This is a genomic window from Natrinema zhouii (assembly GCF_013456555.2).
Classification (GTDB): domain Archaea; phylum Halobacteriota; class Halobacteria; order Halobacteriales; family Natrialbaceae; genus Natrinema; species Natrinema zhouii.
In genome coordinates, this window is sequence record NZ_CP084884.1 from 148,721 (window position 1) to 168,306 (window position 19,586).

At 55.7% G+C, this 19,586-nt stretch carries 21 protein-coding genes and 3 pseudogenes; 15 read left to right on the plus strand and 9 right to left on the minus strand.

The window, feature by feature from the left end; all coding sequences use genetic code 11:
- Positions 1–172 precede the first annotated feature (172 nt).
- The 8 genes from HYG81_RS43115 (at position 173) to HYG81_RS43150 (ending at position 8,034) form a co-directional block, all read left to right on the plus strand.
- Positions 173–3,232: a PAS domain-containing sensor histidine kinase gene (locus tag HYG81_RS43115; RefSeq protein ID WP_226778519.1), complete on the plus strand. Its 3,060-nt coding sequence runs from the start codon at positions 173–175 to the stop codon at positions 3,230–3,232.
- A gap of 303 nt (positions 3,233–3,535) precedes the next feature.
- Positions 3,536–3,679, plus strand: a complete 144-nt coding sequence (locus HYG81_RS43120) for a hypothetical protein (protein WP_226778520.1) — start codon at positions 3,536–3,538, stop codon at positions 3,677–3,679.
- Between the two features lie 157 nt (positions 3,680–3,836).
- Complete coding sequence (locus HYG81_RS43125; protein WP_226778521.1) at positions 3,837–4,355, plus strand: DUF7342 family protein; 519 nt, start codon at positions 3,837–3,839, stop codon at positions 4,353–4,355.
- An 88-nt stretch (positions 4,356–4,443) separates the two neighbouring features.
- Positions 4,444–4,788, plus strand: coding sequence for a toxin-antitoxin system TumE family protein (locus tag HYG81_RS43130; RefSeq protein ID WP_226778522.1), 345 nt, complete (start codon positions 4,444–4,446; stop codon positions 4,786–4,788).
- Between the two features lie 425 nt (positions 4,789–5,213).
- Positions 5,214–6,242, plus strand: coding sequence for a DUF7995 family protein (locus tag HYG81_RS43135; protein ID WP_226778523.1), 1,029 nt, complete (start codon positions 5,214–5,216; stop codon positions 6,240–6,242).
- A gap of 109 nt (positions 6,243–6,351) precedes the next feature.
- On the plus strand, positions 6,352–6,561 hold the full coding sequence (locus HYG81_RS43140) for a DUF8129 domain-containing protein (protein WP_226778524.1): 210 nt from the start codon (positions 6,352–6,354) through the stop codon (positions 6,559–6,561).
- Positions 6,562–7,488: 927 nt separating this feature from the next.
- A complete protein-coding gene (locus HYG81_RS43145) occupies positions 7,489–7,641 on the plus strand; it encodes a DUF7837 family putative zinc-binding protein (protein WP_226778525.1) in 153 nt (50 codons plus the stop codon).
- 165 nt (positions 7,642–7,806) lie between these two features.
- Positions 7,807–8,034 carry a hypothetical protein gene (locus HYG81_RS43150; protein WP_226778526.1) on the plus strand — a complete coding sequence of 76 codons (228 nt, stop codon included), beginning with the start codon at positions 7,807–7,809 and terminating at the stop codon, positions 8,032–8,034.
- 107 nt (positions 8,035–8,141) lie between these two features.
- Here HYG81_RS43150 and HYG81_RS43155 read toward each other — a convergent pair whose 3' ends face one another.
- From HYG81_RS43155 to HYG81_RS43165, 3 genes are all read right to left on the minus strand, one after another.
- Complete coding sequence (locus tag HYG81_RS43155; protein ID WP_226778527.1) at positions 8,142–8,972, minus strand: helix-turn-helix domain-containing protein; 831 nt, start codon at positions 8,970–8,972, stop codon at positions 8,142–8,144.
- 101 nt (positions 8,973–9,073) lie between these two features.
- Positions 9,074–9,148, minus strand: coding sequence for a hypothetical protein (locus HYG81_RS45965; protein ID WP_226778692.1), 75 nt, complete (start codon positions 9,146–9,148; stop codon positions 9,074–9,076).
- A 185-nt stretch (positions 9,149–9,333) separates the two neighbouring features.
- Positions 9,334–9,621 (minus strand): PadR family transcriptional regulator, encoded by a 288-nt coding sequence (locus HYG81_RS43165; RefSeq protein WP_226778528.1) that lies wholly within the window; start codon positions 9,619–9,621, stop codon positions 9,334–9,336.
- Between the two features lie 227 nt (positions 9,622–9,848).
- Between HYG81_RS43165 and HYG81_RS43170 the strand changes: the two genes are divergently transcribed.
- The 5 genes and pseudogenes from HYG81_RS43170 to HYG81_RS43190 form a co-directional block, all read left to right on the plus strand.
- Complete coding sequence (locus tag HYG81_RS43170) at positions 9,849–10,448, plus strand: hypothetical protein (protein WP_226778529.1); 600 nt, start codon at positions 9,849–9,851, stop codon at positions 10,446–10,448.
- Positions 10,449–10,801: 353 nt separating this feature from the next.
- Entirely contained in the window at positions 10,802–11,044 is a 243-nt protein-coding gene (locus HYG81_RS43175) for a DUF7692 domain-containing protein (RefSeq protein WP_425607584.1), read from the plus strand.
- A 152-nt stretch (positions 11,045–11,196) separates the two neighbouring features.
- Positions 11,197–12,120, plus strand: coding sequence for a transcription initiation factor IIB (locus HYG81_RS43180; RefSeq protein ID WP_226778531.1), 924 nt, complete (start codon positions 11,197–11,199; stop codon positions 12,118–12,120).
- Positions 12,121–12,246: 126 nt separating this feature from the next.
- Positions 12,247–13,185, plus strand: coding sequence for an ArdC-like ssDNA-binding domain-containing protein (locus tag HYG81_RS43185; RefSeq protein ID WP_226778532.1), 939 nt, complete (start codon positions 12,247–12,249; stop codon positions 13,183–13,185).
- Between the two features lie 90 nt (positions 13,186–13,275).
- Positions 13,276–13,533, plus strand: a pseudogene (locus HYG81_RS43190) (transcription initiation factor IIB family protein); the annotation flags it as partial.
- A gap of 118 nt (positions 13,534–13,651) precedes the next feature.
- Here HYG81_RS43190 and HYG81_RS43195 read toward each other — a convergent pair.
- Positions 13,652–14,328, minus strand: a pseudogene (locus tag HYG81_RS43195) (IS6 family transposase).
- Between the two features lie 197 nt (positions 14,329–14,525).
- Here HYG81_RS43195 and HYG81_RS43200 point away from each other — a divergent pair.
- On the plus strand, positions 14,526–15,182 hold the full coding sequence (locus HYG81_RS43200; protein WP_226778533.1) for a trimeric intracellular cation channel family protein: 657 nt from the start codon (positions 14,526–14,528) through the stop codon (positions 15,180–15,182).
- 153 nt (positions 15,183–15,335) lie between these two features.
- Here HYG81_RS43200 and HYG81_RS43205 read toward each other — a convergent pair whose 3' ends face one another.
- The 4 genes and pseudogenes from HYG81_RS43205 to HYG81_RS43220 all read right to left on the minus strand — a co-directional run bounded on the left by HYG81_RS43205 (position 15,336) and on the right by HYG81_RS43220 (position 18,322).
- On the minus strand, positions 15,336–15,599 hold the full coding sequence (locus tag HYG81_RS43205; protein ID WP_226778534.1) for a hypothetical protein: 264 nt from the start codon (positions 15,597–15,599) through the stop codon (positions 15,336–15,338).
- Between the two features lie 417 nt (positions 15,600–16,016).
- Positions 16,017–16,994 carry a BtrH N-terminal domain-containing protein gene (locus HYG81_RS43210; RefSeq protein ID WP_226778535.1) on the minus strand — a complete coding sequence of 326 codons (978 nt, stop codon included), beginning with the start codon at positions 16,992–16,994 and terminating at the stop codon, positions 16,017–16,019.
- A 239-nt stretch (positions 16,995–17,233) separates the two neighbouring features.
- Positions 17,234–17,338, minus strand: a pseudogene (locus HYG81_RS43215) (IS6 family transposase); the annotation flags it as partial.
- A gap of 105 nt (positions 17,339–17,443) precedes the next feature.
- Positions 17,444–18,322, minus strand: coding sequence for an amidohydrolase family protein (locus HYG81_RS43220; RefSeq protein WP_226778536.1), 879 nt, complete (start codon positions 18,320–18,322; stop codon positions 17,444–17,446).
- Between the two features lie 158 nt (positions 18,323–18,480).
- On the opposite strand from HYG81_RS43220, the gene HYG81_RS43225 reads away from it, so the two are divergent.
- On the plus strand, positions 18,481–18,633 hold the full coding sequence (locus tag HYG81_RS43225; protein WP_226778537.1) for a hypothetical protein: 153 nt from the start codon (positions 18,481–18,483) through the stop codon (positions 18,631–18,633).
- Positions 18,634–18,821: 188 nt separating this feature from the next.
- Here the strand turns inward: HYG81_RS43225 and HYG81_RS43230 are convergent, their stop codons facing one another.
- Entirely contained in the window at positions 18,822–19,580 is a 759-nt protein-coding gene (locus tag HYG81_RS43230) for an enoyl-CoA hydratase/isomerase family protein (RefSeq protein WP_226778538.1), read from the minus strand.
- Positions 19,581–19,586 lie beyond the last annotated feature (6 nt).

The following is a 19,586-nucleotide window of genomic DNA, read 5'->3' on the forward strand; positions in this document are numbered from 1 at the left end:
TGAGGTTCGTAGCGTCGTGCTGAATACACAGCGTATATTCAGCACGGATAGGACCTAGATTCTGCAGCCCGTGAGATCCATCGCTATTCTGGGCCGCGAACAACGCGAATTATTCATTCAAAGAATTACGACTACCACGGGTTTTATTCTCATCAGTACCCACCGAGAAGTCATGAGTGACCGAGTGGACGCGACAGGATCTCCCTTCTGGGCGGATGATGCCGATGATTCATTAGTGATCCAGCGCTATCGCACGCTCGTCAATACCGTCGATGACGGGATCTATCAGCTCGATGCTGCCGGTCGATTCGTCGCGGTTAACGATATCATCGTCGAGATGAGTGGCTACGCGCGAAACGAACTTCTCGGTGAACACGTCTCTATTGTACTTGAAGACGATGATGTCGAACGAATCACGCGTGAAATTACTAGGTGCATGGCGAACGACGACCGGTTGACCGAAACGTTCGAGATCACAGCACGAACTGCATACGGTAAGAGCCTGCATTGCGAGCTGCAGACAAATCTACTCGTCGAAGAGGGCACGTTTCAAGGATCGGTCGGAATCATCCGTGACATCACCGACAGAAAACGAGCGCAAGAGACGCTCGATGAACATGAACAACAACTCAAGCGTGAACGGGACCTAATTGATCAAATCCTCGAGACCAGTCCCGTCGGCATTCAGGTGCTTGACGCTGACGGCGAGATCATCCGACAGAACGACCGTCTCAAAGAAATACTCGAGGTCCCAGAAGGAAAAGCGGAAACGTACGATCCGTCACAGCGGACAGTCTACGACGAAGACGGAAGCGAAGTCACGATCGATGAACACCCCTTTGCTCGAACACTCGAGACGGGGGAACCGGTTTATGATGAAGTGCTTCGAATTGAACTTCCGAGTGGCAATTCACGATGGCTCTCGGTTAATGCAGAACCGCTCTTCAATGAGGCCGGCGAGATTGATCGTGTTGTCACGACCGGTGAGGACATTACCGACCTCAAAGAACGTGAACGAGAACTCGAAACCGAATTAGATGAGGTTTTCGGACGGGTTTCCGATGCGTTTTATGCAGTCGACGAAGAGTTCCGGTTTACGCACGTTAACGATCAAGCTGCGGACCTACTTCAGCATTCTAAAGAAGAGTTGCTCAGTGAGAATTTCTGGGACGTGTTCCCGACCGCCGCAGAAACCGACGAAGTGTGGGACGCATTTCACACGGCACGGGATGCGCAGAAAGCGACCAGCTATGAACTCTATTCCGACACACTCGACTTCTGGATTGAAGCGAATCTCTACCCCTCCGAAACTGGGATTTCGGTCTACTTCCGTGACGTGACCGAGCGGAAGAAGCGCAAACGTGCCCTGGAGAAGTCCGAGCGACGCTACCGCACGCTCGCAGAGTATTTCCCGAACGGGCTCGTTACGCTGTTCGATCACGACTTCGAGTATACGCTGGCGGCTGGCCAGGGGTTCGACTGGATTCCCCTCGATCCCGCCGATCTCGAAGGACAGAGCTTCTACGACGTCTGGCCCGAGGAGACGGTTACTGACCTTGAACCCGCGTTCAGGGCGGCACTCGAGGGCAAAGAAGCGTCGGTCGAACTTGAGTACGCCGGTCGAGAATGGGTGCTTCACTCAGTGCCGATCACTGACGACCAGGACGAGGTCTTCGCCGGGATGACGATGGCCCAGGATATCACGGAACAGAAGGAACGCGAACGGTATCTCGAGAACACGAAGGCCCAATTCGAGGCAGCGACTGAAGCTGGTGCGGTCGGCACGTGGGAGTGGAACGTCCCAGAGGACACATTCGTTATGGGTACCACATTTGCCAACACGTTCGGCATCGATCCCAAAGACGCACGAGAAGGTATTCCACTCGAGCGATTGCTGTCGTCGATCCACGAGGACGACCGCGACCGGGTCGCTGAACAGATCGAAGAAGCCGTAGATACCTGTGGTGACTACGAGGCAGAGTATCGCGTCTGGAACGCTGACGATGAACTTCGGTGGGTCGTTGCTCGTGGCCACGTTGAATGCGACGAGGATGGGACTGCTGAGACGTTCCCCGGTGCGGTCACCGACATCACTAAACGGAAACATGCTGAGTTACAACTCGAGCGAAGCAACGAACAATTGGAGACGCTGTTCGAAATCCTCCCTGTTGGTGTCATCGTTACGGACCAAGACGGCGGATTCATCGAGGCTAACGCTGCCGCCGAAGAGATATGGGGTGGAGATGTGTTTGACGCCGACTCCCTCGAGGAGTACGACAAATACCCCGTCAGGTGGGCCAACACCGGCAAGTCCGTCGAGCGTGATGAATGGACGCTCGGTTACGTTCTCGAGGGCGAGGAGGTTACTGATCCCAGGATCTTCGAGATCGATACCAGAGACGGTGAACAGCGGATTCTAAGTGTCCGCGGAATGCCTGTAAGAAACGACAGTGGGGAGGTAACCCGTGCCGTGATTACGCTGACCGACATCACCGAACGTCGCGAGTATCAGCGGAAACTCGAACAGACGGTCGCACAATTGGAGGCCTCGAACGAACGTCTCGAACACTTTGCGTACGCAGCCTCGCATGACCTGCAAGAACCGTTGCGGATGGTCTCGAGTTACCTCCAACTGATCGAGAAGAGGTACGGCGACGCACTCGACGAGGACGGCGAGGAGTTCCTCGACTTCGCCATCGACGGCGCGGCTCGGATGCGGTCGATGATCGACAGTCTGCTAAAGTATTCCCGCATCGAAACGCAGGGCGATCCGTTCGAACCGACCGACCTCGAGTCAATTCTCGACGCCGTCCTTGCGGACATCCAGCTCCAAATTGAGGAAAGTGGCGCCGAGGTATCGGTTACCGAACTTCCATGCGTAAACGGCGATGCCAGCCAGTTACGCCAACTGTTCCAGAATCTACTCGAGAACGCGATCGAGTACAGTGGTGACGAACCGCCGACAATCCATGTCGACTCCGAGAAACGGGATGGGGAGTGGATCGTCTCAGTCACTGACGAGGGGATTGGTATTGATCCCGACGACCAGAAATGTGTGTTCGAGATCTTTCAGCGTCTTCACAGCCGTAAGGAGTACGACGGGGCGGGTATCGGACTGGCGCTCTGCCAACGGATCATTGAGCGCCATGGTGGTGATATTTGGGTGGACTCGGAGCCTGGCGAGGGAACGACGTTCTCGTTCACGCTTCCTCCAGTGAACGACCGCAAGTAAATTACCAGAATTGGAGAAACAAACGAGAGGTCATGCTGAGCTCAATCTCTATATTCAGCAGGCGACTTTTGGCATATTTTGAATAAATCGATATCTGCTTCGGTAACTACTTGCTCTGTACTTACCGCAGAGGGTGCCAAACCTATCATGTTCTAAGTATTTCAACAGAGCCTCTCGATTGTATCACTTGGGTTCTCTGTAGCCCTCTGTGCTTCCGATGCGATCGACCGTGGTGTTGCTCACCTCCTCAGAGGGGTGGAGGGCGCGTGTACAAGCAATACGCGCTCTCCAAGACTGATCATCATGCCACTCCTAGACGTATACGAACACACGTTTGACGAAGATGTCCCCCTCTCTCGACAGCCGCCCGTCGGAGACGGGGACAGCGAGGAACAGATACTGCCCTACGACGGACTCAGCGCAGACAGCGACACCGAGGAGGATTGATCCTCACCATGACGATCGAGATCCAGAACAGGATGGCGTGGGTGGCGGCGAACGTGGGGGTCGAAGACGGTTGGGGTGCACGGCGAGTGCCTATGACTTTGAGCGATATATTTTGCCCAGAGGAAGAAATATGTGTGCCAATCCTGTTAGTAGGAGTATGACAGACGATGTCCGTCACGGCGGCCCGCCCCCGTTCGATAGACCGTTCGAAGGCGAGGACACAAAGCAGCGCGTGTACGGTGCGGTGTTACACGCTCGAGAGCCGATGACGGCCGCCGAGATCGCCGAGCGGGCAGACTGCTCGGGGGAGTCGGCACGGACACACCTGTCCTTCTACGCCGACCTTGGCATCGTCATTCGGCATGAAGGCCGGCCGGTCAGGTACGAGCGCAACGACGACTATTTCGAGTGGCGGCGGGTCAACAAGCTGGCGCGGGAGAACACCGTCGACGAGTTGCAGGCCCGCGTGTCGGAGTTGACCGACCGGATCGAGGAATACCGCGGCGAATATGGGGTCGGCTCGCCCGCCAAGGTCGATGTCCTCGAGTTCGACGCGGAGCGGATTGACGACGTGTATGTGGAACTCGGTAATTGGGCCACCATCATTGAGGAGCGTCGCCTACACGAACGCGCCAGAAGAAAGGCCGCCGGCTCGACGGCCCCATCGCATAGCTGAGATGGTGCCGGCGGATGACGGTGCGAGTCCCGCACCGATAGATCGGTCGATGTTGGAGCGAATGCGTTCCCGATTCGTTGGGCGTCGCATGTTCGAGTCGGCGGAGATCGTCAAGGAGGGGAAGCTGCACCTCTGCGTCGAGCTGTCAGGCGACTACTATCCGAACGAGGCGTCTGCTCGCTTTGAGATTCGCTGGTATCGCAACGACGACTTCAACTTTCACTACCAGGAGGAGCGACGGGACGGGGCGTGGAAGTGTCGATGGGATCGGCACCCAAACGCACACAACTTACGGGATCACTTCCATCCACCGCCAGCCACTAGCCGCACCGACGCGGAGAACGCTCAGTGGCCGGACGACCACCGCGACGTGAGCCGCCTCGTCCTTGATCACATCGAGGAGCACATCGAGATGCTGTGGGAGCAGCAGTAGGCGGAGGCATTGCCGAACGTGTTGAGGAGATCCGTTCGAGACGTGCGACTGTTACTTTTGTCCGGAGGAGACGCTGAGATTCGACTGACCCAATTTTCGGAGTGAACGGACACTTCAAAAGAGCGCTATTCGACCCTCAAAGAGGGATATAGGGACTGTTGAGATGGAGACGAGTGGACTAGCGACTCATGCTCTACGGTGGGAAACAAAACGTACGGAAAGCGCTGGTGAGGGTGCCTCTGACAGGTAACAGCCGAACGGACGACAACCGCCCGGCATCCCCACATATAAACCAACTAATACGTATAGATAATTCTTTTGATCTATCGACAAAATATCCTTTCACTTTCACTCCACTACTCGGAGATTCACGAGGGAAGGGATAAGAGCGAAAATTGACGACACACGAGGAGTTCCACAACACCATGAACTACGACGATGACGACCGCTGGGAGTTCGCTCCCGAAGACGAAGGAAGTATTGCTCCCGATGTGACCGACTCGAGAGCCATCGACGACGGCAGCTACGAACGCGTCGACGACTCGCTCGAAAACGATCACGTGGGGTATCCAGACGCTCCTGAATCAGCATCCTACAAGGACGGCTCCACCGCTGAGAATCAGTGCAAGTGTGGCACAGAGATCGCTCACGATCGAACAAAGTGCGACTTCTGTCTCACGAACAGCCTCGACTACGGTGATCTGGCGGTCCAACCTGACACCGAGCGCGAGCTCACTGGGCTGATTCACGTTCTTGTCGACGCGAAAACCGAGCATAACGCCATTAGCAAAGCCAAATCCGTCTTCAGAGGACTGACTGGCAATCCCTTCACCACCTCTATCGACGGTATCGACGAGTGCGAAGTGATTGCTGACCTCGAGGGCGAGCTCGTGACGCGGTTCTCTCGTGAATGGGGTCAATTGCCTGGTGCCGCTGACCTTGACACGACTGAAGGACAGCGCCAGCTCGATCTCATCCGCCAGAACGCCGGCCACGACTACACTATAGCTGCTGAGGAGAGTACCGCCAACACCGAGGGAAACCGACCGACGCTCGAGCCAGTGCTGTTCGACGCTGAAGGCGAGCCAATCACTGACATCGAGGAGGTCGGACAGCTAATTGCCGGCGGCACGCTCGAGCGAACCAGTTCCAACTGGGATACTGACGAATATCCGCGACGTGAGGAGCCAACACGCACCTGGATCGTTCCTGCGATCGCCCTCGAACACGTCTCCCCACCGGATCGCTCCGAGAACCCTCCTCGTGAGGGGCGAACCCGTCGCAATCTGGAGTGTCAGTCTTGCGGTGAGGCGACGCACCACACGTTCGGTGGCTTCGATGAAGTGCCAGTTCCAGAGATTCCAGACTCATCAATCTGGGAATGCACCCGGTGTCAGTCTTCTCGACACGGCCCGGACCCTGACAGTCCGAACGGAAACACGCACCGCCGGTGAACTAAAAATCTGGACGACGGACGCGTCTCACTGCTCGAAATACACGTTAGACCAGCGCCACGGTCCCGTAGTGTTGTTCCTCTCCTCGAGGAAGTGAGAGGAGTCCACGATGGCAGATGCCGACCAGACTGATGAGTCACTGACACCAGCACAGCGCCTCAAGTCATCGAATCCCCGGATCATTGATGCAGGAGTCGCGACGATCACCGACATGGAGACACTTCAGGCGTGTGTCGCCTACGAAAACCAGCACCAACAACGCCTTCCGATCCTCAAACAGCTAGGCCAGCGAGCTGAAGAACTTCGTGAGGAGTCGTGACTGGTCCACCGATTACGACGCCTGCGAAGATCTGAGAGTATTGTTTGTACCCTCGAGAGGGGTGGATGTTTTTCCAGATAACAGATCAACCCGAGATTATGATCCAACAACAGACAGGTTCACCGCTGACGGTGGACTCGAATCGACCGAAGAAAGTGTTGCGACCTCGCTCGAGGATTTCGGCGCTGACGTCAGCCATCGCAAGGTCGAAACACGACTCGATCGCCCCGTGCCAGCGAGTTCGGCATCGACGACCGCGTCGACGAACTCGAGGCAACACTCGGGGAGAAAGACGACCGTATCAACGAACTTGAGGCGACTAATGAAGCGCTTCGAGAGCAACTCAGTGACTATCAGGAGGTACTCGAGCGTCGTAATCAATATTCGAACCCCAAATAGATGAGACGGGTGCTGATGACGGTGACTCGATCTGGGGTCGTGCACGGCGGTTCGTCGGAAATGACAACTGAGACCCATTCCAAAGTCATTCGCCGAGTTTTTCGACTGAGGTGACGGCTGAGATTCGGTCACCTGGTCTATTCTCTGGATTGGCGATAACTGGATCGACCGGCGGGATCGGTGTTTCCTGTGAAGCAGTAGTTGGTAGACTGGCAGTAATCTTGGTGCTCCTGATCAGTGGCTGGTGGTTCTGGTCAGCGTCTCCCTCTGAAGGCCGTGGATCTCATCGGGTGGGACCCGGTCGTTCTCTGTATCGGCGGGGCGTTGGATTTCCTAAGGAAGGTATATCTATCGTTTAGAGGGGAATCCTCGAGTTGCAACCTGATGTGTTCGTGTGCTGTCTATTTTCAGTTTCACCGTGGTTGGATCGCCTATTTGTGAATACGGGTGTTCTCCTGCTTGTAGAGGGAGTAACCACACCACCTCCATCGAAATCACACGCTCCCTCTGTATTACCTTCACAAATTCATGTCCACGACGAACCCACCGGATCTCGGTGCGTGTCCGTTCTGCCAGGCCGAGATCACGACGATCAACGTGATCCTCGAGTATGAGACCGAGACGGGACCGGCCGTATACGCCGAGTGTCCTGAGTGCCGCGACGTCGTGAACCCACAGTAACCACCGCCCATGCTATGTGACAGAGTAGGCCGGTTGTTTGGCCTAGTGAACGAAAAGGACGTCGTGTACGAGTGTCGGCGCTGTGGCACCACTGTTGACAAAGATACCGATACCTGTCCTGAATGCCGGACAGAAACGATCGTACAACATCGGATATCCTGACCTATGGACAAGGAGTACAACCAGATCCTGGTACTCGTGGCGGAGAGTCCGGGGACCACCCTCAAGGAAATTACCGATATGGCAGCCGATCACGGCGTCATTGATACGGACATCCCGGATGTCCTTTCAGAGGCGCTAAGAAACGATGATCTTCTCGAGTTTGATGACCGGTACTGGGTGATGCGGAAGGGAAAGTACGGGTTCCACCAATACGATCATCCGGAAACCTGATTGCAGGTGGATTCGGAACGAGTACCGGGATTGGAAGCCACGCCTCTGGGAGGTGTATCTGGTCTGCTACAAGCATCTCATCTCCAGCGTATAACGTGATGGACCAGCTATTTTGCGGGGAGGTACTGGTCGTATTGTGGTTCGAACAGTTGGCCGCGCTGCTTCAGGTCTTGAATCGCTGATTCGACCTCATGCCGGTACAGGTTGTAATCTTTCATGATGGATTCGATCAATGTTTCTCGTCGAACCGGATCGGCCTCATCCTCGTCACCGGTCCCGGCATGTTCATGGATGAAGTCGTAGACCGCTGTTTCTTCGTCGCTCAGATGGAGACGCGGGTTGTCTCCGTCGTACACTGTCTGGGTGTCCGGGTCCTCCCGGACTTCCTCGAGTTGTTCGGTGGGGAGGTCCCAGTTATGGACAAATGGGTAGTCCCCGATCGATCCCAGGTCGTTGTACAGCCAGCTTACCAAGTCGCTATAGCAGAACCGGCACAGCACGTAGAAATCGACCAGCCCGGGTTCCGAGGTGTCGCCGGAGAAGTATGTGTCAGTGTCGATCTTCGCGAAGTCATAGTTTTCGTCGACATCACGGCCACACCGCTGACAGGTGTGATCCGGCTTCTTGTGCGAAGGCAGGTCGCCGAACGGGATGAAGTACGCGGTGGCATTCCCAATCTGTGTCGCGGCGATGCGGTCATCCTTGAGCAGTGTGTCGACGTGGTTGTTGATGGTGCGGACGGAGAGACCGAGTTCGTCGGCGAGCTTTTGTGCGGACAGTGCAGGTTCGTCAGTATTCCGGAGCGTGGTCACGATCCGCTCCTTGGTGTCCCGTTCGGACATACTCGAGGCGACGGCTGCTAGCCTCATAACGTTTACGAGCTGTGAGGTGAGTTCAGAGTCTATGAATATATATCGGAGGTTCGGTGGGTGGATCACCGGGTGTGAACGTTCATAGTCTGCGAAGGTAGCTGGCAGGAGCAGCCGTGAGCGATGTTATGTCTCTGAAGTGGAACTAGTGTTCTCGGACAAAAATGAACCTAGTCGTCGCGCCATCGGTGGTCGCACCGGGTGCAGCGGAACAGCCATGTCTCCGGTTCGTCCGCCGAACGGATCTTCGCCGTGTCCGTGGTGGGCTGCTGTCACCGTAGTCATCCAAACGTTCAGGTAGTGGAGTGAGGAAGAGGGAGAAAAACGGTTTCACCGTCTTGACTGGTCAGAAGAGTTTCTCGTCAAGAACTCGCGGTACTGTCGTACAGTTTCCTATCCTGCCCGTTTCAAAGCTGGGAGAGAATAGTGTTTACTCGGAGAAGAGGCCGTCCACGTACTGTTCCTCCCAGTCACGCCGGGCTTCGGTCTCCCGTGTTCCTCGCTGCGTGGTTGAGTACACGTTCGTCCGCCGATCCGCCTCCCCCTTCTCGACCAATCCTTTGTCGACGAGGGTGTCGAGGTTCGGGTAGAGCCGGCCGTGATGGATCTCCTTCTCGTAGTACTCCTCGAGTTCATCCTTGATCGCTAGGCCGTGTGGTTCGTCCAGTCCCGAAGTAACGTACAACAGGTCGCGCTGGAAGCCGGTGAGATCGTACATATCAGTCCCCATGGCTATCAACGGCTTAAAAATAGTGGTACCATGGGCTATGAACCCTTCAAGCCCTCCACTATATGGTTACCTACTTTTCCCTTATCTTCCCTCAACTCATGTATATCTATGTGAGATAACATGAGAGTTATTAGATAGAGGGAAGTTGGATAGCACAGAGGTCGCAACCATCAGACACTCTAGACGATATCGATCCTGAACAGCTCAAGGAATACGTGAAGAGCCTCCCAGAAGACGAACGGGAGGAACTCCTAAAAGAAGTCCAGACAGAGGACGTCTACCCCGTCCTCAACTGGGCACCGAACCCTGCCGCCGTGAAAGCCACGCTCAACTTCATCTCGGACAATGGCACGGTCACCTACGAGGAACTGCGTCAGCACATCGTGAATCTGGACTACGCCGATACCGATGAGGGGAAGTACAACTTCGGGATCGTCTCGGTGAAGGAGGACGACCCCGTCTTCAACACGACCGGTGGCCAGGAGGCTGATACTGAGATTTCACTGACACCGATCGGAGAGGAGATCGCCAGCGTGTTCGACGACCACAAGGAGATTCGTCCCGTTGAACGGGCACTATTGTGTGGCCTCCAGCCCTATGGTAGTGGCTTCGCGTATCTTTCGCTGCTGGATGAGCACCGTGAAGACGGCATCCTCCGTCAGGATCTGGAAGATGCGATGATCGACCGGTTCGGTGGATCTGGGAAGTACTTTACTGGGTACTTCACGTCGTGGTATGCGAAACTCGGGTTGCTCGAGAAAGAGCAGGTAGGTCGGAAAAAGAAGTTCCATCCGGCCTTCCCCGAGGCCTGGTGAGAACGTTCTCACCAGATATCCCCTTAATCAATACTAATTCTTGCTTTCGTGTCTAATCCAGGTACTTGGTGATCTTTAGTTCGGCATCTTTAATGACCTGCTCCAGACTCCGGAACAGGGCGTGCTGCTTCTCCTTCCGCTTCTAGATCACGGGGTTGCACGTCGAGAGAATCCGTTTCCCGAATATGTACACGAGTCACGACTCATCGTGTGCATATCTCAAGTCAACCTGTTGTTTGAACCGCTGTTTGTCTCCGAATAGCCGACACGTTCCGCCGATTTTGGATCGAAATGGGCCGTTCAATGAGCCGAAAAAACAAGGATTTCGGGGGTCGTGTGTACGAGTATGCAGGATCGACGGCGACTATGCATATCGACGAGACGCGATCGAACGTCCAACTTACTTCTACGACTGCAATAAGACAAAAGCGGCGGTGAGTGTCTGTGACGACGTTTTAAAGGTTTTTCAGGCGTCTCGCCAATTCCTTGAGTGCGACGACCTCACACTCAAGCAGCACCAGGAAATCGCCGAGATGTTGTCGACGCGACCGGTAACCTTCGAGGTCAGTACCGCGATTATCGCCGAGACGGAGTGAGAGTTTCAGCAGGACCGTTGTAGGGTTGAAGCTTCCTAAACATGTAGCACTGATACCACGGACCCTTCTACTGGACTCTGGAATCAACTAGTGGTGTTTATCGCCCCAGTAGCGGTGAAGGGGCTGATCAGTTGTCCTCTTCGGAGTTATCGATGGCAACGAGAGACATCTACACGACGACGTTTGACGAAGGTGTTCAGACGACTACAACTACCTGTCCAGACTGTGGCGGCAACGTTCGAACGACTGACCGCGAGACGGTCTGTGAGGACTGTGGACTGATCCTCGAGGTCACCCAACTAGACCGAGGACCGGACTGGGGTCGACATGATGAGCAAGGATCCAAGAGACGGACCGGCGCCCCGCTGACACCGACACGCCACGATCGAGGCCTCTCCACCGAGATCGGATACACGCAAGACGGACATGGAAACACCCTCTCGAGCACGAAGCGTCGCCAATTGAACCGGCTGCGTCGTGAACAGTCCCGTGCCCAGTGGCAGTCGAAAGCTGAACGGAACCTCGCCTATGGACTCGGTGAAATTCGGCGAATCGTCGCGAGTCTCGGCCTCGCACAGAGTATCCGGGATCAGGCATGTTCGCTGTTCCGAACTGCACAGTCTGAACAGCTCTGTCGCGGACGATCGCTTGAGGCGGTGGCTGCAGCCAGCGTCTACGCAACAACTCGGTGTAATGGACTCGGACGCTTACGGGCAGAAGTCGCAGTCTGTGCGCGCTGTGATAAGCAGAGACTCACCAACGCTTACACCGCGATGAACGTCGAACTCGAATTACCAACACAGCCGATTTCAGCAACAGATCGGATTCCACAGCTTGCGACAAAACTCGAGGTCCCAGATCAGGTTCGTCGACGAGCACTCGAGCTCGCACAGACGGCACGCGAACGCGGACTGACGATCGGCTGCCGGCCGAGTGGCGTCGCAGCGGGCTGTCTCTATCTCGCTGCCCAGCGAGTCGGATTCTGTCTCTCCCAGCAGCGGATCGCCGATATCGCAGGAACATCACCGAACACGCTCCGTAGTCGGCGAGACGAGTTACTCGAGATCGATACCTGAGCCTGATCGTCGCAAACCAGATGAGACGGGTGTAGTGGAGCCGTTCGAGCGCTCCCTCGAGTGTGTTTTTCTTCCCCAAAGGGGTGAGGGGCGTTCCAGAAAGGAGAGCGTCCGTCATCGAGAACAATGACTACGAGCGACTGTTCGCAGGTGTCCTTCGATGATTCGGACACCAGACGTGACGAGATGCACAGTACGATGGAAACCTGGGTCGACGACCTCGTTGAGGAAGTTGACGATGCAGTCTCGAGTGAGCAGTTCCAAGAGTGGCTCGACGTTCAGAGTCACTTCCATGATTACTCCTATCGGAATATGTTGCTAATCACACGCCAGTGTCCGCACGCAACTCGCGTTGCCGGCTATCGGACCTGGCAAAACAAATTCGACCGGCATGTGAAAGAAGGTGAGAGTGCAATCTGGATCTGGGCGCCGATCATCGCAAAGCAGTGCCCCGAGTGCGAAAACTCGCCGTCGTACCACGATCGAAGCGACTGCGAATACGACGAGACATCACCCGAAGACTGGTCGAAAGGACTTGTTGGCTTTCGACCAGCGCCGGTGTTCGATATTTCTCAGACAGAGGGAGAGCCACTTCCCGAACTTGAGACGGAGGCGACCGGGGAGGCCGACGAACTAGTGCCAGTGCTTCTCAAGGGAGCTTCGATGCTTGAAGTGGAAGTGGAGGTCGTTTCTCCAGCAGAATGGACTCACGGAGATGCCAGAGGCGTGTGTCAGTACCGCTCTCCTGCGGAGCGACCACTAATCGAGGTTCGCGATCGAGAGAACAGTGCCGACCTTGCCGTAACGACCGTCCACGAGTACGCCCACGCACTCTTGCACGGTGATGTCGACGACGAGACCGAGCGCTCGAAACGCGAACTCGAGGTGGAAGCTGTCGGCTACATCGTCGGTCGGTATTTTGGGCTGGACACGAGTGGGTCGGCGTTCTACCTCGCTGCATGGGAGGGCGAAGAGTCGGAGGCCATCCTCGATCGACTCGAGCGGATCAGTTCGACCGCTGCGGAGATTATTGATGTCGTCGACGAGGTGATTACAGATGAGTGATCAACACCCCCTCTTCGAAATCGTCGACACGCTCAAAAGGGAGGACTCGGTCGTAACGAGTACCAACTGAAACAGGTGATCGACGTCGAAGCACTCGAGTTGTCCGAGACGATTCGTGACCAAGCATGCCAGCTCTTTCGCAGTGCTCAGAACGAAGATCTACTTCGTGGCCGATCCATCGAAGCCATCGCCGCGGCCAGCGTATACTGGGTATGCCGATGTAACTGGCTCTCACGGTTACTGGGCGAGGTCAGCGAAATGGCCCGCGTGTCAGAGTCACGGGTCACGAACGCGTACAAGACGCTGAACGAGGAGCGGGGCCTCCCTGCCGAGCCCGTCTCACCCTCGTCGCTGTGGCTCACAACTTCTGAAAGTCGACACATTCAGGGTGAAATCCATGTGGCAACTGCGAACGGCTTCACGAGATAGCAGCTACTGACTGATAGCTACCGATGAGCGGCACTGTCTAGTTTAGCACCTCCGCTGGTGTCTGTCCGTTGAGTGATTGGTGCGGTCGCTGTATGTTGTAGTAGTGTACAAACTGCTCAAGCCATTCTCTGACGCTCGCCCGACTGTCCACCCATGAATTATGGAAGCGGCCAACTCGCATCTTGAAGGTATAAAACCACTTTTCGATCAGGTTTCGATCAACATAGTCGAGTTGACCGCTCAACCCTAATCGAGAAAGGGCAGTCAGATAGCCGTAACCATCAACGAGAAACACCGTCTCAGAGAGATCGTGTTTCTCGGTCAATTTATGCAGGAACGCAGCGGCTGGATCGGTTCCTCGTCGTCCGAATACTGCGACATCGAGAATCAGCCGTGAGTCTATATCTATTGCATCATATACCCAAGACCATTTTCCGTTGATCTTGACAGCGGTTTCATCAATAGCGACCCGCGACGGCTTCGCCGTCGTGGGTCTGAGACGCTGTCAGCCAGCCGATGTACCCAATACTAGATTGTTTGATGAGTGCGTTCTACGCCGATCAAGCGAAGAATTGCTTGTGTCTCTCGAAGTGAACAACCGGTCGCGTGAAGCCGGACGGCGAACACTCTGATGGGCGTCGCCGTCCGCTCACGCTCCCAAGCTTCATCAAATTCCGCCGCGTAACACTCGCTGAGCAGGTCTGCGAGCATCATCCTAAACTCACTCCACGACCTGCTCGCTTCTCAAACCGCGCTAACTAGACGGCGCCCGATGAGCCTAGATCTCCTCACTACTGGATAAGTGAAGCGGTAAGTACAGATCATACTGATAACACACGTGACAGGCCGTGGATCGAGACGGGACCGGAGTCTCGGAGGACTCAAGGAACTCGTTCTCGTAGGAGCGGCTAATGGGGCAGGACCTCTTCGGAATATTGTTCGGCGATCCGTTCGCGGTGATGAACACGATCGGCTTACTCGCGTTCGCTCTCGTCGGATCATCGAAGGCGATCCGTGAGGAGTTCGACCTGCTCGGAATTACTGTCGTCGGGCTGGCGATGGCATTCGCTGGCGGAGCGACGCGCGATCTTCTCGTAGCGCGAGTTCCGTTAGCGCTTCAGTCCCCGATCGAAATCGCTCTGGGGCTGCTCGGAGTCGGCTTAGCGATCGCACTGAGTGTCGTCCTTACGTCTCCCGATACACATCCGATCACGCTCGTCGCGGACGCTATCGGACTCGCCGCGTTTACGACGACCGGTGCCATCGTCGCCACCGAAGCGGGCGTTTCCGTATTTGGTGTCATCGCTATTGCAACGATCAATGCAGTCGGTGGTGGTGCGTTCGCAGATATCCTTCTGGATCGGTCCCCGTTTATCCTCTTCGACGATTTCTACGCGAGTTGTGCGGTGCTGGGCGGAAGTACATACTTTCTAGCAGGGGTCGTCGGCGTCTCTGGGAGTACCGCTGCCGGAATATGCGCGGTCGTTACCGTGCTAACGCGGTTAGCTGCGGTCACTCGTGACTGGAACCTTCCGACAGTACAGGGATTAGGACTCGTTGAACAGTAAATCGGTATCCGATGAGAGACGAACTCGTCACGCGGGGAACGACTCCGGGCCACAGCGCTGACCAACGCGCCCTATTTTCATCCGGATCGAAGAAGACTCTCGCGTTCAGTTTGCATCTGTAGTGAACAGGTAAGTCTCGAACCGGACCACGTGTTAGTCTTCCGGCATCGTTACACGGAGTTCGTTGCCAACCTCATAGAAGTAGCCTCGCTCAAGCAACCGAGTAAGTGCATGGCTCGCGTCCTCGGATTCGAGGGCTAGTTCATCGCTATTGTGGAGAACCTCAAACGCCTGCTCTCGAGGGATCGACTGGACGTCTTCACTCTCAGCCGAGTTGTGACTGTGAGTAGAAAGGACATCGTACACGTCCACTATCCACTCTGGAAGCGATGGCCGTGGATCAGAGAGATCGTTCATCTCGACTTCGTACTTCCACTCTTTGCTATCGTCCTGCTTAAGAATATCCCTCAGCGAGGGACAGGACCGTTTCCGTAAGATATTGAACGGCCTCGGGATGCTACTTCGAACAAACTGGAACTGAGATTCCCATACAGAAAATCTCTCCACCACCGAGTACCTGAAAGCTGTTTTTTCGCGCCTGACGGGTGAGGCGCGCCCATGCGTGTCTCGAGAGTCGAATTCCTCGCGGATCGCCTTAGATAATCTAATGAAGGCAACGTTATCAACCGAATCGTGTTCATCACCGCAAATATGTCACTGAACGATACTGCGAGGAAATTCTGATCTATTGCTCGTTCCCCATAGAATGGGTTTCTTACGGACTCTGAGACCGCTTTTTCGCTCCGAAACTATTAAGCTCTTTACAAATTGAATCTACACTGCTTCTGCAAGATCAGAGAACAGCGCTTCTTCCCGATTCGCGAGGGTATATGCGAGGTCGCTCGCCTCTGTAAGGTGAGCCATACGCTCGGCTGCATCATCAGTTTCACTGCTTTCCTTGAGAATGTCGGCGAGAACTGTCCAGTCATCGGCAATTCGGTTCATCCGCTCGCCGAAGTCAGCGGCAAGCCCAGCATCTGATCCGAGAGTATCGAGGAAAGTAGCGTAGAGTTGGCGGAATGCACCGCCACCTGTTCCCCGGCGCTCAATGTTCTGATAGGCAAACCGCGCAGTCCACTGCATATCATCGAATGTCGTCCACGTCGGGAGGTCGTCCGCGAACGTTCGTATCGCAGCCACGCCACCACTCCCGGATTCTTTGCCGCCATCTAGCATCGTCTTCGTTGCCTGTTCGATTGCTGCCAGTGTCGCAGTGTCAGTCGCAACCGACGGGGTAGAATTCTTAATAGCCAGCCATCGACGCTCAAGCGGCCAGAATCCGTGGTCAGAACTCCAGGCGTTATCGAACGTGGCTCGGGGAACAGTTTGCGGTTCATCAAACTCGCTGTCTGAGATCGTCACTGAGTTATCATCGATATCGATAACCGCGATTGTGTGGGGACCAAAATGGGTGGAACTTCCAAAGTAAGGGAGATAGAAGAGATCAACGAAACAAAGAACTGGGCCTGACTTAAGTTGATTTTCGAAAGCGTTCCAGGCTGTTTCCTTCGATTGGCTGTCCTTCTGAACGGTTGTGATTCCAAGATTATCGAAAAATGCTGTTTCGAGGAACGGACTCCGCCCCATCATCATGCGCGAGGCAGTCTCAGACTCACCGTACCCGAAGCCGATACCCGCACCGAGACCAAAACACGACGCTTCGTCGAGTTCCCAGTTGTAGTAGTCAGCGAGATTTCGGAGGGAGGCGGATCCACAGTGTTCGCCAGACGTATGCTGATACTCGGTGAACATACCAGACAATGAGGCGAGAACCAGAAAAAGGATACGGTCATCATTCCATTAATAAGTAAATTAAGCCGCCCGCTGGCAGCGGTATTCAGATCAAGATTTAAAAAGATGGTGCACGGTAGTCTTGAAGCGTCCATGCTAAAATCACCTATCTAATGGTTATTTGGATCAGGTTGAGTTAGAGTTTGTGGGTATGGAAGAAACACCGCGGCTGTTGATGCAGATCAGTACTTAACCCCCTGGAGTTGAATGCCGAGTTTCATCGGCTCTCGTGGTGTCCGCTCTCGCCCCACAAAATTCAAATCGATCCAGTCGCTATACTCGCTGAGGCGGTCGATTTTTGGCATAGACACCACAAAATCGTGCCGACTCACCTAACACGTTTAAAGAAACAGCGCCCTATAGAGTACCGAACAATAACTGGTTAGAACCAAGTCTCCGGTTGAGACAGACTACGATAGCCCGAGGAACTCCTCAGCATTCTCGTAGAGAATCTTTCGCTGGACTGGTTTGTCGAAATTGGTATGTTTCTTGAAAGACTCAAGCCAGTCTTCTGGATGGATCATTGGATAGTCAGTCCCGAACATCACCTTATCTTGGAGGACGGTCCCGGCGTAGTGGATAACCTGATCGTCAATGTATTTCGGAATCCAACCGGAGAGATCCATGTAGACATTGCCTTTCTGCTGGCAGACGGCAAGCTGCTCTTTCTCCCAAGGGAAGGCGGGGTGCGCGAGCAGAATCTGGAGGTCCGGGTGTTCAGCAGCCACTCTGTCGACAAGTAGCGGGTCTCCATACTCGATCCGTAATCCGCGACCGCCAGGACTACCCGCCCCAAGCGTTGAGTTGCCACCGTGGAAAATGACCGGCACACCGAGATCCTCAATGGTGTTCCAAAGGTGTGTGTGACGGTCTGCAGAGGGATCGAACCCTTGAGCGATCTGCTGGAACTTGAACCCGGAGAGACCTAGGTCTTCGACACATCGAATCGCTTCCTCGACACAGTCATCTTTCAGTGGATCCACACTTCCAAACCCAATGAAGAAATCGGGGTACTCGTCGCGGATCTCGGCCACGTAGTCGTTTGGGACCGGCGGGCTCCCGGTATTGGTCTCGGCGTCCCACCCTAGCAAAACGGAGCGACCGATCCCCATCTCCTCGTACTCCTCGAGCATAGCTTCGTAATCCCACGTCTCCAGGTCGGTGCCAAACTTGTTCGCGGCGTCTTCCATCATCTCACCGCCCGCGTCGTGCAGGAACTCGCTCGTGGGCTGGTGGGCGTGCGTGTCGATGAGCCGCTGGCTGTCGATGCCGGGCAGGTCAAGCGCCATGGTTGAGGAGTTTCTCTCGACAACCAAAACCCTGTGGATTGTCTGCGTCCGGATCGACAGTCCATTCGCCGACGCACTGCCTGCCTCGCCACTTCGGTGACATCGTCGAAGATCCCTCGAAAGCCGGCGCCCTGACCGATCTCAGCCCCGTTGTCGGTATGCAAGGTGACGACCTCTACTATCGGCTGCCGTCTATCGAGTGCATCATCGAACTCGTCGCTACGCGGACATCAGACAAGGCGTCGGTTGCCAGCGCATTTCACAACCTCGTCGCCAACCGGTTAGCCGACTTGGTCGAGGGCCCGACTTGACACGCTCGTCGTTGGTGACGACGAAGATGTCCACTGGACCGTCCTCGAGCTGGCGAACGAACTCGAGGGCTCCGAGTACTCAGCGCCGGGCCACTTGCGAACGCATCCGAAATCAAGAGCGTTATCCCGCTCGTCATCAACATCGCGCGATACAACGACGACCTCCACGACGTCAGCGTCAGCTTCCACTAGAACTCCGGCGTTCGATCGGTGAGAAAGGCGTCGACGCCCTCGGCGTGGGCGTCCGTGTCATAGGCGAGCGTCTGGAAGTGTGCCTCCCGATCGAGCCCCTCTTGTAACGACGCGCCCAGATTCCCGTGAATCGCACGTTTGGCCAAGCCGATGGACTCCGTCGGCTGGTCGGCGAGCGTCTCGAGGAGGTCGTCGACCCGGCCGTCGACCCGGTCGTCTGGGACCGCTTCGTTGACAATCTCGAGGTCGGCTGCCTCCGTGGCTGAGAGGAGTTTGCCGGTGAACGCGAGTTCCTTCGTCTTGCGGAGTCCGATGAGCCGCGGGAGAATCACGGTGCCGCCGAGGTCGGGAACCAGCCCGACGTTGATGAAGGAGGCTCCGAAACGAGCGGATTCGGCGGCATAGGCGAAGTCAGCGACCGCAGTGAGCGCCATACCAGCGCCGACGGCGTCGCCGTTGACCTTTGCGACCACTGGGACGGGTGCCGTCAGTATGGCTTCGGCGACGCGTCCGAGCGTTGTGCGAACGCGGTCGTACGCCTCCGGTGCCGATTCGTCCCGTTCGGCCATTGCCTCGATGTCGCCCCCGGCGCTGAAGGCGTCGCCGTCGCCAGTGATGACGACGGCGTCGTGGTCGCTCGGGTCGAGATCGGTCAGCGCGTCCGCGAGGTCGCGGGCGACCGCGGCGGTCATCGCGTTGTACGTCTCTGGCCGATCGAAGGTAATCCGTCGGACGGAACCGTCGTCGATTCGCATATCGCA

Coding starts and splice junctions, on each gene's coding strand:
- HYG81_RS43150 (WP_226778526.1), top strand. CDS start 7,807: ATGGACAAGGAGTACAACCAGATCCTGGTACTCGTGGCGGAGAGTCCG.
- HYG81_RS43135 (WP_226778523.1), top strand. CDS start 5,214: ATGAACTACGACGATGACGACCGCTGGGAGTTCGCTCCCGAAGACGAA.
- HYG81_RS43120 (WP_226778520.1), top strand. CDS start 3,536: ATGCCACTCCTAGACGTATACGAACACACGTTTGACGAAGATGTCCCC.
- HYG81_RS43205 (WP_226778534.1), bottom strand. CDS start 15,599: ATGAACGATCTCTCTGATCCACGGCCATCGCTTCCAGAGTGGATAGTG.
- HYG81_RS43225 (WP_226778537.1), top strand. CDS start 18,481: ATGCAAGGTGACGACCTCTACTATCGGCTGCCGTCTATCGAGTGCATC.
- HYG81_RS43145 (WP_226778525.1), top strand. CDS start 7,489: ATGTCCACGACGAACCCACCGGATCTCGGTGCGTGTCCGTTCTGCCAG.
- HYG81_RS43220 (WP_226778536.1), bottom strand. CDS start 18,322: ATGGCGCTTGACCTGCCCGGCATCGACAGCCAGCGGCTCATCGACACG.
- HYG81_RS43125 (WP_226778521.1), top strand. CDS start 3,837: ATGACAGACGATGTCCGTCACGGCGGCCCGCCCCCGTTCGATAGACCG.
- HYG81_RS43185 (WP_226778532.1), top strand. CDS start 12,247: ATGACTACGAGCGACTGTTCGCAGGTGTCCTTCGATGATTCGGACACC.
- HYG81_RS43115 (WP_226778519.1), top strand. CDS start 173: ATGAGTGACCGAGTGGACGCGACAGGATCTCCCTTCTGGGCGGATGAT.
- HYG81_RS43165 (WP_226778528.1), bottom strand. CDS start 9,621: ATGTACGATCTCACCGGCTTCCAGCGCGACCTGTTGTACGTTACTTCG.
- HYG81_RS43180 (WP_226778531.1), top strand. CDS start 11,197: ATGGCAACGAGAGACATCTACACGACGACGTTTGACGAAGGTGTTCAG.
- HYG81_RS43140 (WP_226778524.1), top strand. CDS start 6,352: ATGGCAGATGCCGACCAGACTGATGAGTCACTGACACCAGCACAGCGC.
- HYG81_RS43200 (WP_226778533.1), top strand. CDS start 14,526: ATGGGGCAGGACCTCTTCGGAATATTGTTCGGCGATCCGTTCGCGGTG.
- HYG81_RS43210 (WP_226778535.1), bottom strand. CDS start 16,994: ATGTTCACCGAGTATCAGCATACGTCTGGCGAACACTGTGGATCCGCC.
- HYG81_RS43230 (WP_226778538.1), bottom strand. CDS start 19,580: ATGCGAATCGACGACGGTTCCGTCCGACGGATTACCTTCGATCGGCCA.
- HYG81_RS43130 (WP_226778522.1), top strand. CDS start 4,444: ATGTTCGAGTCGGCGGAGATCGTCAAGGAGGGGAAGCTGCACCTCTGC.